The sequence below is a fragment of the Pseudomonas sp. CFBP 13710 genome (assembly GCF_014842235.1).
Lineage (GTDB): Bacteria > Pseudomonadota > Gammaproteobacteria > Pseudomonadales > Pseudomonadaceae > Aquipseudomonas > Aquipseudomonas baltica.
This window is the reverse complement of sequence record NZ_JACYVJ010000004.1, coordinates 403,278-418,529: the sequence shown is the minus strand read 5'-3', so window position 1 is coordinate 418,529 and position 15,252 is coordinate 403,278. Positions and strand designations below refer to the sequence as shown.

The 15,252-nt window shown below is 65.7% G+C and carries 12 protein-coding genes; 8 read left to right on the top strand and 4 right to left on the bottom strand.

Going from position 1 to position 15,252, the window contains the following annotated elements; all coding sequences use genetic code 11:
- Window positions 1-165: 165 nt before the first annotated feature.
- From dusB to IFT44_RS12820, 5 genes are all read left to right on the top strand, one after another.
- Window positions 166-1,179, top strand: coding sequence for a tRNA dihydrouridine synthase DusB (gene dusB, locus IFT44_RS12840; protein ID WP_192059117.1), 1,014 nt, complete (start codon window positions 166-168; stop codon window positions 1,177-1,179).
- The gene (gene fis, locus IFT44_RS12835; protein WP_049861977.1) at window positions 1,176-1,496 is read left to right on the top strand and encodes a DNA-binding transcriptional regulator Fis; all 321 of its coding nucleotides are present in this window, start codon (window positions 1,176-1,178) and stop codon (window positions 1,494-1,496) included. Before dusB ends, fis begins: the two co-directional genes overlap by 4 nt.
- Before the next feature lie 80 nt (window positions 1,497-1,576).
- Window positions 1,577-3,184, top strand: a complete 1,608-nt coding sequence (gene purH, locus IFT44_RS12830) for a bifunctional phosphoribosylaminoimidazolecarboxamide formyltransferase/IMP cyclohydrolase (RefSeq protein WP_122480312.1) — start codon at window positions 1,577-1,579, stop codon at window positions 3,182-3,184.
- A 148-nt stretch (window positions 3,185-3,332) separates the two neighbouring features.
- A complete protein-coding gene (purD, locus tag IFT44_RS12825) occupies window positions 3,333-4,619 on the top strand; it encodes a phosphoribosylamine--glycine ligase (protein ID WP_185795277.1) in 1,287 nt (428 codons plus the stop codon).
- A 92-nt stretch (window positions 4,620-4,711) separates the two neighbouring features.
- Entirely contained in the window at window positions 4,712-7,486 is a 2,775-nt protein-coding gene (locus IFT44_RS12820) for a hybrid sensor histidine kinase/response regulator (protein WP_192059115.1), read from the top strand.
- Between the two features lie 120 nt (window positions 7,487-7,606).
- Here the strand turns inward: IFT44_RS12820 and cobJ are convergent, their stop codons facing one another.
- Genes cobJ through cobG form a run of 4 tightly spaced genes read right to left on the bottom strand, consistent with a single transcriptional unit; the run spans window position 7,607 to window position 12,165 of the window.
- On the bottom strand, window positions 7,607-9,298 hold the full coding sequence (cobJ, locus tag IFT44_RS12815; protein WP_192059113.1) for a precorrin-3B C(17)-methyltransferase: 1,692 nt from the start codon (window positions 9,296-9,298) through the stop codon (window positions 7,607-7,609).
- Entirely contained in the window at window positions 9,298-10,029 is a 732-nt protein-coding gene (locus tag IFT44_RS12810) for a precorrin-2 C(20)-methyltransferase (RefSeq protein WP_122480316.1), read from the bottom strand. Before IFT44_RS12810 ends, cobJ begins: the two co-directional genes overlap by 1 nt.
- Window positions 10,029-10,655, bottom strand: a complete 627-nt coding sequence (locus tag IFT44_RS12805) for a precorrin-8X methylmutase (protein ID WP_122480317.1) — start codon at window positions 10,653-10,655, stop codon at window positions 10,029-10,031. Before IFT44_RS12805 ends, IFT44_RS12810 begins: the two co-directional genes overlap by 1 nt.
- On the bottom strand, window positions 10,648-12,165 hold the full coding sequence (gene cobG / locus IFT44_RS12800) for a precorrin-3B synthase (protein ID WP_192102917.1): 1,518 nt from the start codon (window positions 12,163-12,165) through the stop codon (window positions 10,648-10,650). The genes IFT44_RS12805 and cobG overlap by 8 nt, the downstream gene beginning before the upstream one ends.
- 42 nt (window positions 12,166-12,207) lie before the next feature.
- Here cobG and cbiE point away from each other — a divergent pair, with 42 nt between their 5' ends.
- The 3 genes from cbiE to IFT44_RS12785 are packed head-to-tail and all read left to right on the top strand — an operon-like array spanning window position 12,208 to window position 15,225.
- Window positions 12,208-13,416 (top strand): precorrin-6y C5,15-methyltransferase (decarboxylating) subunit CbiE, encoded by a 1,209-nt coding sequence (cbiE, locus tag IFT44_RS12795; RefSeq protein ID WP_192102915.1) that lies wholly within the window; start codon window positions 12,208-12,210, stop codon window positions 13,414-13,416.
- Complete coding sequence (locus IFT44_RS12790) at window positions 13,409-14,506, top strand: cobalt-precorrin-5B (C(1))-methyltransferase (protein ID WP_192059108.1); 1,098 nt, start codon at window positions 13,409-13,411, stop codon at window positions 14,504-14,506. The genes cbiE and IFT44_RS12790 overlap by 8 nt, the downstream gene beginning before the upstream one ends.
- Complete coding sequence (locus tag IFT44_RS12785) at window positions 14,503-15,225, top strand: cobalt-precorrin-6A reductase (RefSeq protein ID WP_192102913.1); 723 nt, start codon at window positions 14,503-14,505, stop codon at window positions 15,223-15,225. The genes IFT44_RS12790 and IFT44_RS12785 overlap by 4 nt, the downstream gene beginning before the upstream one ends.
- Window positions 15,226-15,252: the final 27 nt, after the last annotated feature.

Below are 15,252 nucleotides of genomic sequence, written 5' to 3'. Positions count from 1 at the left end.
AGATGCTCTGGGGCAAGGGTGGACTGCGCCTGTTCAAAGCTGTCCGCGCGGGCAGATAACTGTTCAGATTTTATCCAAATCTATCTTTAACCCGTCATCGAGAGCGGGTATTATGCCAACCCTTTTTCGAACTCTCATGATCCGGCCCCACAACAGGGAAGTCCTATGTCGGCGGTACGCATCGGCCCATACACCTTGAACAACTCGCTGATCCTGGCCCCCATGGCCGGGGTTACCGACCAGCCCTTTCGTCAGTTGTGCAAACGCCTGGGCGCAGGCCTGGTGGTGTCGGAAATGGTCACCAGCGACATGAGCCTGTGGAACAGCCGCAAGTCCCGTCTGCGCATGGTCCACGAGGGCGATCCCGAGCCACGCTCGGTGCAGATCGCCGGAGGGGACGCGCAGATGCTGGCCCAGGCAGCACGGGCGAACGTGGAGGCCGGGGCGCAGATCATCGATATCAACATGGGCTGCCCGGCGAAGAAGGTGTGCAACAAGGCGGCGGGGTCTGCCTTGCTCAAGGACGAAGCGCTGGTGGCGCAGATTCTGGAAGCTGTGGTGGCCGCCGTGGATGTACCGGTGACCTTGAAGATTCGCACGGGCTGGGACCGCTCCAACCGCAATGGCATCGCTGTTGCAAAGATTGCCGAGCAGTCGGGCATCGCCGCGTTGGCGGTGCACGGTCGCACACGCGCCGACCTCTACACCGGCGAAGCCGAATACGACACCATCGCTGCGATCAAGCAGGCGGTGTCCATCCCGGTCTTCGCCAATGGCGACATCGATTCACCGCACAAGGCCCGGCAGGTACTGCAGGCGACCGGTGCCGACGGCCTGCTGATAGGGCGCGCGGCCCAGGGTCGGCCCTGGATCTTCCGGGAGATCGAGCATTACCTGCGCACCGGCGAGCTGCTGCCGGCACCGCAGTTGAGTGAAGTGGAAAGCATTCTGCTGGAACATCTGCAGGCCCTGCACGCCTTTTACGGCGATGTGATGGGCGTGCGCATCGCCCGCAAGCATGTTGGCTGGTATCTGTGTACACAGCCTGGCGGGCGTGAATTTCGCAGCCATTTCAATGGGCTGCAAGAGACGCAAGAGCAATGCGCCAACGTTCGCGAGTTTTTCGGCGAGCGCTATAGAAGCCTTGGTGAAAGGGACGCGAAAGAGGTGGCCGCATGACGATGATGAGCGAGACTTTAGTGAGTGGAACAACGCCTGTGAGCGACAATGTAAACCTCAAGCAGCATCTGAACACGCCGAGCGAAGAGGGCCAGACCCTGCGCGGCAGTGTCGAGAAGGCGTTGCACAACTACTTTGCCCACCTCGAAGGCGCCTCCGTCACGGACGTGTACAACCTGGTGCTGTCCGAAGTCGAAGCTCCCCTGCTTGAAAGCGTCATGAACCACGTCAAGGGCAACCAGACCAAGGCCAGCGAGATGCTGGGCCTGAATCGAGGCACCCTGCGCAAGAAACTCAAGCAGTACGACCTGCTGTAACCGAAGCATTCAAACCAGAAAAGGCGACCCAGCGGTTCGCCTTTTTTGTTGACTTCTACGCTTTGAAGATGGAAATCGTGATGACCGACCAGACCACCCGCCTGCCGATCCGCCGCGCCTTGATCAGCGTTTCCGACAAGACCGGAATCGTTGAATTCGCCCGCGAACTGGAAGCCCTTGGCGTCGAGATCCTGTCCACCGGCGGTACCTTCAAGCTGCTGCGCGACAACGCCGTGGCCGCCGTGGAAGTGGCCGACTACACCGGCTTCGCCGAGATGATGGACGGCCGCGTGAAAACCCTGCATCCGAAGATCCATGGCGGCATCCTCGGCCGTCGCGGTACCGACGACGCGATCATGGCCGAGCACGGCATCCAGCCGATCGACCTGGTGGCGGTCAACCTCTACCCCTTCCAGGCGACGATTTCCAAGCCTGGCTGCGACCTGGCCACGGCCATCGAGAACATCGACATCGGCGGGCCGACCATGGTCCGTTCCGCGGCGAAGAACCACAAGGACGTGGCCATCGTGGTCAACGCCGGTGACTATGCCCAGGTGCTGGCCGGGCTCAAGGCCGGCGGCCTGACCTACGCGCAGCGCTTCGACCTGATGCTCAAGGCGTTCGAACATACCGCCGCGTACGACGGCATGATCGCCAACTACATGGGCACCATCGACCAGACCGGCGAGCGTCTGGGCACCGAAGGCCGCGGCGAGTTTCCGCGGACCTTCAACAGCCAGTTCGTCAAGGCGCAGGAGATGCGCTACGGCGAGAACCCGCACCAGAAAGCGGCATTCTATGTGGAGGCGCAGCCGGCCGAAGTGGGCATTGCCACGGCAACCCAGCTGCAGGGCAAGGAGCTGTCCTACAACAATGTGGCCGATACCGACGCCGCCCTGGAGTGCGTGAAGAGCTTCGTCAAGCCGGCCTGCGTCATCGTCAAGCATGCCAACCCCTGCGGCGTGGCCGTGTGCCCGGACGCCGAGGGCGGCATCCGTCAGGCGTACGAACTGGCCTACGCCACCGATACCGAATCGGCGTTCGGCGGCATCATTGCCTTCAACCGCGAGCTGGATGCGGCCACTGCCAAGGCCATCGTCGAGCGTCAGTTCGTCGAAGTGATCATTGCCCCGAGCGTCAGCGAGGAAGCCCGCGCCATCGTGGCGGCCAAGGCCAATGTGCGCCTGCTGGCCTGCGGGCAGTGGTCGGCCGAGCGTGCCGAGGCGTGGGACTACAAGCGCGTCAACGGTGGGCTGCTGGTGCAGAGCCGCGACATCGGCATGATCGGTGCCGATGACCTCAAGGTCGTGACGCGCCGGGCACCCAGCGAGCAGGAAATCCATGACCTGATCTTTGCCTGGAAAGTCGCCAAGTATGTGAAGTCCAACGCCATCGTGTACGCCAGGAACCGCCAGACCATCGGCGTCGGTGCTGGGCAGATGAGCCGGGTGAATTCGGCGCGCATCGCGGCGATCAAGGCTGAACATGCCGGCTTGCAGGTGCAGGGCTCGGTCATGGCGTCGGATGCGTTCTTCCCGTTCCGCGACGGCTTGGACAATGCCGCCAAGGTGGGCATCACCGCCGTGATCCAACCGGGCGGCTCGATGCGCGATGCCGAGGTGATTGCGGCCGCTGACGAAGCCGGCATCGCCATGGTATTTACCGGCATGCGCCACTTCCGCCACTGATCTGGCGACGGCCGCATTGAAGATGCGGCCTCCTACAGTGATGTTTCACGGGTACGCCGCCCCTGTAGCAGCGGCGCAAGCCGCGTCAGGTCGTTACGCGGTGTACCGCGAACACCCCTAGAATTCCGCTTTACCGAGGTTTTGAACCATGAACGTATTGATCATCGGCAGCGGCGGGCGCGAGCATGCGCTGGCCTGGAAAGTCGCCCAGGACCCACGGGTCCAGAAAGTTTTCGTGGCACCGGGCAATGCCGGTACCGCCACCGAGGCCAAGTGCGAGAACGTCGCTATCGACGTGCTGGCATTGGAGCAACTGGCGGACTTCGCCGAACAGAACGTTTCGCTGACCATCGTCGGCCCTGAAGTGCCGCTGGTGGCTGGCGTGGTCGACCTGTTCCGCGCGCGCAACCTGGACTGTTTCGGCCCCACCGCAGGCGCGGCCCAGCTCGAAGGTTCGAAAGCCTTCACCAAGGATTTCCTCGCGCGGCACAAGATTCCTACCGCCGATTACCAGAATTTCACCGAGATCGAGCCGGCACTGGCCTATCTGCGTGAAAAAGGTGCGCCGATCGTGATCAAGGCCGATGGCCTGGCTGCGGGCAAGGGCGTGATCGTTGCCATGACCCTGCAGGAAGCCGAAGACGCCGTACGCGACATGCTCGCCGGCAACGCCTTCGGTGACGCGGGTTCGCGGGTGGTCATCGAAGAATTCCTCGACGGCGAGGAAGCCAGCTTCATCGTCATGGTCGATGGCAAGAACGTGCTGCCCATGGCCACCAGCCAGGACCACAAGCGCGTGGGCGACGGCGATAGCGGCCCGAACACCGGCGGCATGGGTGCGTACTCCCCTGCCCCGGTGGTGACCGCCGAGGTTCACCAGCGGGTCATGGATCAGGTCATCTGGCCGACCGTGCGCGGCATGGCGGAAGAAGGCAATGTCTACACCGGTTTTCTCTATGCCGGGCTGATGATCGACAAGGCCGGCAACCCCAAGGTCATCGAGTTCAACTGCCGTTTCGGCGACCCCGAAACCCAACCGGTCATGCTGCGCCTGCAGTCGAGCCTGATCCTGCTGATCGAAGCGGCTTTCGCCCAGGCGCTGGACAAGGTCGAGGCTCAGTGGGACCCACGGCCGAGTGTCGGCATCGTGCTGGCGGCGGGTGGCTATCCGGGCGACTATGCCAAGGGTGATGCGATCGGCGGCCTGGACGCGGCGGCTGCCGAGACCGGCAAGGTGTTCCATGCGGGCACCGCGCTCAAGGATGGCCAGGTCGTCACCGCAGGTGGCCGCGTGCTGTGCGCCACGGCACTGGGCGACAGCGTCGGCGCCGCGCAGCGCCAGGCCTATGCGCTGGCCGCGAAGATCGATTGGCAGGGTTGTTTCTATCGCCATGACATCGGCTACCGGGCCATTGCCCGCGAAAGCGGCAAATAAGCGTGGTGACTGTCGGGGGCTTCAAGCCCCCGACACACGTTTCATGGCGCACGCGGCTATAATCAGGCATTCATCTACGAAGGGATTTCGCCTTGCGCTGGCTCAGGACTGCCATAGGATTCACCGCCGGCCTGCTGGCCCTGCTCTGTGTGCTCGGCGCCCAGGCAGAGTCGGTGGGCGGCTGGTCGATGTTGATGGACGAAGACGGCCGGCTGCAGTTGGGCGACGTGCGCTCCGAACGCTTCCAGAACCAGTTCGCCCCGGTGCAACTGCGCCAGGTCAACGCGGCCGGGCCCAACGGCGCGTTGTGGCTGCACTATCGCCTGCCGCCGACCGACCAGGAATTGTTGCTGCGTATTTTCTGCCCTGACCTGAAGGCCCTGGATTTCTATGTGCTCGACGCCGACACGCTGATCAGGCGTGTGTCGTCGGACACCGATGCCAACACCGAGGCGCCGCTGGCCAGCAGCGACCATCTGCTGACCTTGCCGGTGAGCCAGAAGCATCTCGACGTGTACCTGCGTATTGCCTCCGAACACCAGATCCGCCCCAGCATCGTTCTGCAATCCTCTTCCGCAGCGGCCGCCGATCAACGGGAGCCGTTGCTGTTCGGGCTGCTGCTGGGCTGCGTTGCCATGCTCATCCTGCACAACCTGATGTGCTTCGCCCATCGCCGCTCCAGCAGCAGCCTGTGGCTGGCCTGCTCCCAGGCCTGCCTGCTGGCCTCGGCCCTGATCCTGTTCAACTTCACCGGGCCCTGGGTTTCGCTGTGGCCGGCAGCGCGTACACCCGCCGCCTACAGCGCACTGCTGCTGGCATCGATGACCGGGCTGATGTTCTGCCTGCGTTTCTTCGCCGTACGCGGCCATCAGCGCTCCAACCGCATCATCAAGGCCGAGGTTGCCCTGATCGCCCTGTGCGGGCTGTTGTTGCTGTTCATCGACGGCCTGCCGTTCAACTTCTTCGCCTACGGCCTGCTGGCCCTGACCAGCATGACCATGCTGATGATCGGCATCTGGCACTGGCTGCAGGGCTATCGCCCGGCACGCACCTTCTGCCTGGGGCTGCTGGTGTGCAACCTGGGGTGCCTGGTGGTATTGCCGGCGCTGCTGGGCCTGACCCGCACACCTTCGCAGTGGCTGATTTTCACCTTGCTCGGGTTTGCCATGGTGGGCGGGGTGATCCTCAACGCCGCGCTGACCCAGCGCCTGCGCAGCATCAGCGAGGATCGCTTCAGCGCCAGCCGGCAGCTGGCGGCCAGCACTGCCGAGATCAACGCCAAGGCGGAATTCCTGGCCAAGCTCAGCCACGAGATCCGCACCCCCATGAACGGCGTCCTGGGCATGACCGAACTGTTGCTGGGCACACCGCTGTCGGTCAAGCAACGCGACTACGTGCAGACCATCCACAGTGCCGGCAATGAGCTGCTCGGTCTGATCAACGAGATCCTCGACATCTCCAAGATCGAATCCGGGCAGATCGAACTGGACGATGTGCAGTTCGACCTGCACGCCCTGATCGAAGACTGCCTGAACATCTTTCGCGCCAAGGCCGAGCAGCAGAACATCGAGTTGATCAGTTTTACCCAGCCCCAGGTTCCGCGAGTCATCAGTGGTGATCCGACACGCCTGCGCCAGGCGCTGCTGAGCCTGCTGGACAATGCGCTGAAGAAGACCGACCAGGGCGAGATCCTGCTGGTGGTGGCGCTCGACCAGCGCAGCGCCACCCCGCGCCTGCGCATCGCCGTGCAGGACAGTGGCGAACCAATGCCCGGCGCCGAACGCGAAGCGCTGCTGCACACCGAATTGCGCAGTACCAACCTGCTCGACGGCAACCGCCTGAGCGGGCATCTGGGGCTGGTGATCGCCCGCCAACTGGTGCTGTTGATGAAGGGAGATTTCGGCATCAAGAGCGGCAGCGAGCATGGCAGCACCCTGTGGCTGACCCTGCCGCTGGATCCGCAACGCCTCGAGCAGCCCTCTTCGGACCTCGACCTGCCGCTCAAGAACGCGCGGGTGCTGGTGGTCGACGACAACGAGACCTGCCGCAAGGTACTGGTGCAGCAGTGCAGTGCCTGGGGCCTGAATGTCAGCTCCGTGCCGTCGGGCAAGGAGGCCTTGGCCTTGCTGCGAACCAAGGCGCACCTGCGTGACTATTTCGACGTGGTCTTGCTGGACCAGAACATGCCCGGCATGACCGGCATGCAGCTGGCCGCGAAGATCAAGGAAGATCCAAGCCTGAACCACGACATTCTGTTGATCATGCTTACCGGTATCAGCAATGCGCCGAGCAAGGTGGTCGCGCGCAATGCCGGGATCAAGCGCATCCTGGCCAAACCGGTGGCCGGGTACACCCTCAAGACCACCCTGGCCGACGAGCTCAGCCATCGTGGAGAAAGCGAGGCACCGCCACTCGCTGCCGCCCACCTGGCGCCGATCGATGTGCCAGGTGACTTTCGTATTCTGGTGGCCGAAGACAACAACATTTCCACCAAGGTGATCCGCGGCATGCTCGGCAAGCTCAACCTGCATCCCGACACGGCCAGCAATGGCGAGGAAGCCCTGAAGGCGATGAAGGCCCAGCGTTACGACCTGGTGCTGATGGACTGTGAAATGCCGATTCTCGACGGCTTCTCGGCGACCCGTCAGTTGCGTGCCTGGGAAATGGGCAACCAGCGCGTGCGCACACCGGTGGTGGCGCTGACCGCGCATATTCTCAGCGAGCACAAGGAGCAGGCGCGCCAGGCCGGCATGGACGGGCATATGGCCAAGCCGATCGAAATGTCGCAATTGCGCGAACTGGTGGAGCACTGGGCCTCCCAGCGCGAGGCCATCATCCCCCCCGTTGAAAACCCCCTGACCCCGTAGCAGCGGCGCGAGCCGCGTCGGCGTCACACGCGGTACGTCAGGAAATGCGCGGTGCAGCCTGACGCGGCTTGCGCCGCTGCTACAGGGGGCGTCCGGCAGCGGTTGGTGTTCGTTTGTAGATCAGGGCTTGGTGCCGTACCAGCGTGGGGTGTATACCCAGGTGCCGCCTGCGGCCTTGGCGAAGGTGCAGGTAGTGGAAGAACCCACCAGCACCATGGTGCGCATGTCCACTTGCTCAGGCGTCAGCTCGCCCAGCGTGATGACCCGCAAGGTCTGGCCGGGACGGCCGATGTCGCGGCCCAGCACCACGGGGGTGGCAGGCGTGCGATGCAGGCGAACGATGTCCAGCGCCTTGCCCAGTTGCCACGGCCGCGAGCGGGAAATCGGGTTGTAGAACGCCAGGGCCAGATCAGCCTGACAGGCCAGGTCCAGGCGCTTCTCGATGATGGCCCAGGGTTTGAGATTGTCGGACAGCGACAATACGCAAAAATCGTGGCCCAGCGGTGCGCCGGCCTGGGCCGCCGTGGCCAGGGAGGCCGAGACGCCTGGCAGCATCTGCAGCTCTACCGCGTGCCAACTCGGGTCGGCGGATTCGTGCAGCGCTTCCAGCACCGCAGCCGCCATGGCGAACACGCCGGGGTCACCGGACGACACCACCACCACCGAGCGACCCTGAGCGGCCAATTCGAACGCGTGCCGGGCACGCTGCATCTCTTCGCGATTGTCGGTGCAGTGCAGCACCTGATCGGCGCGGAACGGGCCGGCCATGCGCACGTAGGTCTCGTAGCCCAGAATGTCGTTGGCACGCGCCAGCTCCGTCTTGACCGCCGGGACCATGAGGTCGGCGGCGCCGGGGCCCAGGCCGATGACGGCCAGACGTCCGCGCGGCCGGCCAATACCTGACAGGTCCAGTGGCTGCTCGGCCATGGCGACTGCCATGTGTTCGCCGATCGCCACGGGCGACGACTGCGGCACCGCGTGGCCGGCCATCTGCACCAGCGAGCCTTGCGCCGGGGCAAACCGCAGCGGCACGCCCAAGTCGGCGGCAGCATCGTGCAGCGCAGAATCGGCCATGGCGCCCTCGTCCGCCAGCAGGCACGCCAGTGATGGCAGGGCAATACGACGGCCCTGCAGTGCGTCACGCACGGCCTCCGCCAAATGGGGCAACGCTGAATTCACCGCCACCAGCACGTTGCGCGGATGGATGAGCAGTTCGTGGGCAACCGGTGCCCGCGCCTCGCTGCCAACATGAATGGCCAGGCGCGCCTGTGCGTCTTCGGGCAGCCGTGCGTCGGCGAGCCAGGGCGCGGCGCCTTCGACGCGCACCCGCTCACCGGCGAGCAGGTCGGAAACGAAGCGCTTGCCCAGTTCCAGGTCGGCCAGGGCATAGCCGCTGGGCGGGTTGAGCAGGCAGGTACCGAAGCGCAGCTCGCCGCTGGTGGTGATCGCAGCCGCAATTCCCAGGCCTGCGCCAATCTCGCGAGCCAGCACGTTGACCCCGGCCAGGCCACCCAACAGCGGCACCACCGCGCTGCCATCTTCGGCCACGGCCAGCACCGGCGGTTCGGCGCCCTTCTCCAGCAGGAGCGGCGCCAGGCAGCGGATGACGATGCCCGCCGCGCACAGGGCAATGATCGGGGTGTCCTGTCGATACAACTGACGCAAGGTGGCGCCGAAGTCCTGATAGCTGCGCTCGACACCGGTCACGCGCTCGGCCAGGCCGTGGATCAGCGCCTGTGGATAGAGTTGCTGCAGGCGCCGCGCGGTGGTCAGGGCACCGCTGCCGAGAATGACGATTGCTGGGGCGTTCATCAGCCTTGCCACCTCTCACCCGGAACGATGATCAAGGAAAAATAGGGCGACGAGGTCGGATCGACCTCGGCCAGGGGGACGATCTTCTGGTTGGCCATGGTGGCGCGCTCGACATACAGGGCGCGCTCGCCCAGGCCCAGTTCGATCAGCACCTGGCGGACCTTGGGAAAGTTGCGGCCCAGCTTCATGATCACGGCGGCGTCGGCGTCGGCCAGGCGACGCTTGAGGTCGTCCGCCGGCAGCACGCCCGAGAGCACCGAGAGGCTCTGGTTGCGATACACCAAGGGTGCGCCCAGCACCGAAGCACCGCCGAGCATCGAGCAGACGCCAGGGATCACCTGGGCTTCATAGCGCTCGGCGAGCCGGTCGTGCAGGTACATGTAGGAGCCATAGAAGAACGGATCGCCCTCGCAGATCACTGCCACGTCGCGGCCGGCATCCAGGTGCGCGGCGACGTCCAGGCTGGCGGTGTCGTAGAAATCGCTGATGACCTGCTCGTAGGACAGCGGCGCTGGCAGCGCTTCGGTGGTCACCGGGTAGACCAGCGGCAGCAAGGTTTGCAGAGCCTGCAGGTGGCCCTCGATGATGCCGAAGGCGTTGCCCTTCTTGCCCTTGGCGACGAAATAGGCCACCACCGGCGCCTCGCGCAACAGGCGCAGCGCCTTGACGGTGATCAGTTCGGGATCGCCCGGGCCTACGCCCAGTCCCAGCAGACGGCCACGCGGTTGCATCACTCGACCTCCGTGGCCAGTGCATTGACCGCGGCGGCGGCCATGGCACTGCCACCCTTGCGGCCTTCGACGATGACGAACGGCACGCCACGGCTGTCCGCCGCCAGCATCGCCTTGGACTCGGCCGCGCCGACGAAACCGACTGGAAAGCCGAGGATCAGGGCGGGCTTGGGCGCGCCGGCATCGATCATGTCGAGCAGGTGGAACAGCGCAGTCGGCGCGTTGCCGATGACCACGACCGAGCCCTCCAGATGGGGCCGCCACAGCTCCAGCGCAGCCGCCGAGCGGGTGTTGCCCAAGGCTTGGGCCAGGGCTGGCACGCTGTCGTCCTTGAGGGTACAGATCACCTGGTTGTTCGCAGGCAGCCGGGCGCGGGTGATGCCTTCGGCGACCATGCGCGCGTCGCACAGGATCGGCGCGCCGGCGGCAAGGGCGTCGCGGCCGGCTTTGCCGGCGCCGGGCGAGAAGCGCAGGTCCTGCACGACATCGACCATGCCGCAGGCGTGAATGACCCGTACGGCGAGCTTTTCCAGGTCTGCGGGGATCTGATCCAGCTTCGCTTCGGCACGAATGATGGCGAAGGAGTTGCGATAGATCTCCTGACCATCGCGGATGTAGTCAATCATGGGTGTCGCTCCGTGAGCGGTCGCGCAGCAGGGCAGCGGCCGCATCCAGTGAAAGATGGCGCGCGAGCAGAGTCCCGAATCCGGGTCGTTCGGCGTCGCGCAGATACAGGTCATAGTGGCCGGCGCTACTGGCCAGCAGGGTCGCCGGGGCGACGTGGGCCGCAGCGCAGGAACGCGGGCAGCCACTCAGGTGGACGCTCAAGGGGGCCCGTGCAGGCAGCAAGGTGGCAAGGCGAACGGCGTCCGCCTTGGTGTCGGCCAGGCCCTTGGCACAGCCGCTGGCGCCCGTGCAGGCGATCATGGCCGCCAAGGGCTGTTGCGGCCCGGTGATGAAGCCCAGCTGGGTCAGGGCCTGGAGCACGGGTTCGGGATCGCGCAGGTCAGGTAGCAGCAGGCCCTGCCACGGGGTCATGCGCAGGGTGCCGTTGCCGTGTTCGCGAGCGAGCTGGGCGGCGCCGCGCAGCATCGCTGGGGTCAGCCGTCCCAGGGGGGCCAGGGTGCAGATGAAGCTCAGGCCCGGTTGGCGCTGTGGCTGGATGCCCAGTTTGAAGGTGGCCAGCGGCCTGCCAAGTGGTGCAGGGCAAACAGGCAGACCCAGGGTGCTGAGGAATGCCTGGGTAGTGTCAGTGGCGGCCTCTTCGCGGGCAGGGCCCGCTCCCACAGGTGCAGCAATCTTGCCTGCCTTGGCTGTGGTGGCTGGCATGCTGGTATCAGCGACGAGGATCCTGTGGGAGCGAGGCGGGCGGCTGAGCCCCTTGCCTGCGAAGAAGGCGTCGGCAAGCAGATCGCGCATTCGCGTGTGTTCAGGGCGCGCCAATTCGAGGAAGCGGTCCAACACCGCCGCCACCAAGGCATGGCCTTGGTCGAAAGGCACGGCGCCCACGGCAGGGTCGCTCCCGGGACAGCCGGCCAGGCCGAACGCCCACCAGCACTGTCCATCACGCTCGAAGGCCGACAGCCACAGATCGTGGTGATGCTCGAGCATCGCCAGGCGCTCGCCGCCGTGCAACTGCACCGCGAACTTGGCCGACAGCGCATGGAAGCGCGGCTCGGTTTCCAGGCTGTGGATGACCTGGGCCGCCAGTGGGCGCGTGTCGACGACCTGGCGGGGGTCGATGCCGGCGGTGGGGCCGAGCATGACATTGCGCACGTCGTCACCGGCCGCGTCCCGTGGACCCAAGCCAGCCTGCAGCAAGTGCTCGATCAAGGCCTGATGACGTTCACCGATACCTCGAATCTGCAGATTGCTGCGGTTGGTCGCCTCGATCGTTCCCCCAGCATACCGCTCGGCGGCTTCGGCGACGGCCTCGGCCTGGTCCGCACCCAGTTCGCCGCCGGCGAGTTTGATACGGCAGATCCCCCCGTCCAATGCCTGCACGATACGCAGCAACCCCGGACACGCCGAGGGGCGGACAACGTTCGAAGTCTTGTTCAAAGGGGCACCGGACACGCGCGAAAAACCACTGGAATGGGTAAGGCGCGGTATTATGCCTGCTTTGGCCGAAGGCATGAAAAGTCTGCCCGTCGGAATAGTTTTGTATGAGGAATATTCATGTCGGCCTGGCTGACCCTGGTAGGTATCGGTGAAGACGGATTTGCGGGCCTGGGCAAACAGGCGCGACGTGCGTTGTTGAGCGCGCGGCGCATCGTCGGCTCGCCACGCCAGCTCGAACTGCTGCCGCGCTGCATCGTCGGTACCCGCGTCGCCTGGCCCAGTCCGTTCAGCCTCGATGCGGTACTGTCCGAGCCCGGCGAGGCGGTCTGCGTGCTGGCCAGCGGTGATCCGATGCTCTATGGCGTCGGCGCGAGCCTGGCGCGGCAGGTCCCGGCTGCGCAGATGCACGTATTGCCCTCGCCGTCCTCCTACTCTCTGGCCGCTGCTCGTCTGGGCTGGGCCCTGCAAGACGTGGTGACCCTGTCGGTGGTCGCCCGTCCGGTCGCGGCGCTGGCGGCACACCTGTACAGCGGCCAGCGCCTGTTGGTCTTGAGCAACGACGGGGCAAGCCCGCAAGCCGTTGCACGGTCGCTGCGCGAGCGCGGCTTCGGTGCCAGCCGCATGACCGTGCTCGAACACCTGGGGGGGCCCGGCGAACGTCGTATCGACGGTACCGCCAACGATGATTTCAGCGAGATCGCCGCGCTCAACCTGATCGCCCTCGAATGCCAGGCAAGCCCGGACGCTCCGCGGCTGTCTCCCCTGGCCGGCCTGCCCGACACTGCCTTTCGCCACGATGGCCAACTGACCAAGCGTGACATTCGCGCGGTGACCCTGGCACGCCTGGCACCCCAGCCGGGCGAGTTGCTGTGGGACGTCGGTGCCGGCTGTGGCTCGATCGGCATCGAGTGGATGCGTGCCCACCGCAGTTGCCGCGCCATCGCGGTCGAATCCGACGAGGGCCGCCAGGCCTTGATCGAACACAACCGCGATGCCCTCGGCGTGCCAGGCCTGCAGCTGGTGCGCGGTCGGGCGCCGCAGGCCCTGGCCGGGCTGGCCACGCCTGACGCGATCTTCATCGGCGGTGGCGTCACCCGCGAAAACGTCCTGGCCGACTGCTGGACGGCGCTCAAACCCGGTGGCCGTCTGGTGGCCAACGCGGTCACGCTGCAAAGCGAACTGGCGCTGGTGCAGTGGCGCGAGCACCACGGCGGCGAACTGACCCGCCTGCACATTGCCCAGGCCTGCCCGTTGGGCGAGTTCGACACCTGGCGCCAGGCGTTGCCGATCACCCTGCTCGAAGCGGTCAAACCCCTCGATGCGTGAAGAAACAGCGGAACAGCCGGCACCACTGCGCAGCGGCCTGACCACCGGCAGTTGCGCCACGGCCACCAGCCTGGCCGCCGCGCGCCTGTTGCTCGGCGGTGGCGCCAGCGATGCGGTGCATATCGTGTTGCCCAAGGGCAAGCAGGTGTCGATGCGCCTGGAGTTCTGCCGGCTGAATGCCGACGGCGCTGAAGCCGGTACGCTCAAGGATGGCGGCGATGATCCGGATGTGACCCACGGCGCCTTGCTGTACACCCAGGTGCGCCTGCTCGATGAGCCCGGCATCCATTTCGTGGCTGGCGTCGGCGTAGGCACGGTCACCCGGCCAGGGCTGGTGCTGGGTGTCGGTGAACCGGCGATCAATCCGGTGCCGCGGCGGATGATCGGCGAGCACCTGGCGCGCTTGGCCGAGGAACATGGCTACGGCGGCGGCTTCGAGGTCACCGTCAACGTCGAGAACGGCGCTGGCCTGGCGCTCAAGACCATGAACCCGCGCCTGGGCATCCTCGGCGGGCTGTCGATCCTGGGCACCAGCGGTATCGTGCGGCCGTTCTCGTGCGCCGCTTACATCGCCTCCATTCATCAAGGCATTGATGTGGCGACCACCAACGGCTACCGGCACATCGCCGCGTGCACCGGCAACGCCAGCGAGGACACCATGCGCCAGGTCTACGCGTTGCCCGAGATCGCCCTGATCGAGATGGGCGACTTCGTCGGTGCGGTACTCAAACATCTGCGCAAGGTGCCCGTGGACAAACTCAGCCTGTGCGGCGGTTTCGGCAAGATCAGCAAGCTGGCGGCCGGACACATGGACCTGCACAGTCGTCATTCGAGTATCGATCTGGCACAGCTGGCGGGTTGGGCCAGCGACGTCGGCGCAGGCAGTGACCTGCAAACGCGGATTCGCGCGGCCAACACCAGCCAGCAAGCCTTGGCCCTGGCCCATGCCGAGGGCGTGAAGCTGGGCGATGAGGTCTGCCGCCATGCCTGGCAATTCGCTTGCAGCGTGGTACAGGATCGGGTTCAGGTGGAGGTGTTCGCCATCGATCGCCAGGGCGGGATCGTCGGGCAGGCGGGGGTGAGTCCATGAAGCGCATCCTGCTGCTGGGTGGCGTGACCGAGGCCCTGGCGATCGCGCGGACCCTGGGGCCTGAACATGTCTACAGCCTGGCGGGCGTGGGCCGCGTGCCGACCGACCTGCGCTGTCAGGTGCGCGTCGGTGGGTATGGCGGTGCCGAAGGGCTGGCAGCCTACATTCGTGGCGAGGGCATCACGCTGCTGGTGGACGCGACTCATCCCTATGCGGCGCAGATCAGCGCCAATGCGGCGAAGGCGGCGGGCCTGGCCGGCATCGAGTGCTGGGCCTTGCGCCGTCCGGCCTGGGCGCCTCAGGCGGGTGACGATTGGAGAGAGGTGGTCGACTGGGCTGAACTGGTGCAGGCGCTGGCACCGTTCCAGCGACCGCTGTTTACCCTGGGTCGCGAACCTCTGCAGCACCTCCACGAGATCCCGCCGCATCAGCATTGGACCCTGCGGGCGCTGGACCCCTACCCAGGCACGGCGCAATGCGAGGTCATCGGCGCCCGTGGTCCCTTTTGTCTGGACGCCGAACGCGCCTTGTTCGCCCAGCGCAGCATCGACGTGCTGATCAGCAAGAACAGCGGCAGCGGCGCGACCGAACCCAAGCTGCAGGTGGCGCGGGAGATGGGGTTGCCGGTGTTGGTGCTCAAGCGCCCGGCGCTGCCCGCGGTGGATCGCATGTTCATGGATGCGGCCTCATTGCTGGTGCAGATGAATCGCGGCGCCTGATGACGCGGCTTGCGCCGCTGCTACAGG

Coding starts and splice junctions, on each gene's coding strand:
- dusB (WP_192059117.1), top strand. CDS start 166: ATGTCGGCGGTACGCATCGGCCCATACACCTTGAACAACTCGCTGATC.
- fis (WP_049861977.1), top strand. CDS start 1,176: ATGACGATGATGAGCGAGACTTTAGTGAGTGGAACAACGCCTGTGAGC.
- purH (WP_122480312.1), top strand. CDS start 1,577: ATGACCGACCAGACCACCCGCCTGCCGATCCGCCGCGCCTTGATCAGC.
- purD (WP_185795277.1), top strand. CDS start 3,333: ATGAACGTATTGATCATCGGCAGCGGCGGGCGCGAGCATGCGCTGGCC.
- cobJ (WP_192059113.1), bottom strand. CDS start 9,298: ATGAACGCCCCAGCAATCGTCATTCTCGGCAGCGGTGCCCTGACCACC.
- IFT44_RS12810 (WP_122480316.1), bottom strand. CDS start 10,029: ATGCAACCGCGTGGCCGTCTGCTGGGACTGGGCGTAGGCCCGGGCGAT.
- IFT44_RS12805 (WP_122480317.1), bottom strand. CDS start 10,655: ATGATTGACTACATCCGCGATGGTCAGGAGATCTATCGCAACTCCTTC.
- cobG (WP_192102917.1), bottom strand. CDS start 12,165: ATGCCTTCGGCCAAAGCAGGCATAATACCGCGCCTTACCCATTCCAGT.
- cbiE (WP_192102915.1), top strand. CDS start 12,208: ATGTCGGCCTGGCTGACCCTGGTAGGTATCGGTGAAGACGGATTTGCG.
- IFT44_RS12790 (WP_192059108.1), top strand. CDS start 13,409: ATGCGTGAAGAAACAGCGGAACAGCCGGCACCACTGCGCAGCGGCCTG.
- IFT44_RS12785 (WP_192102913.1), top strand. CDS start 14,503: ATGAAGCGCATCCTGCTGCTGGGTGGCGTGACCGAGGCCCTGGCGATC.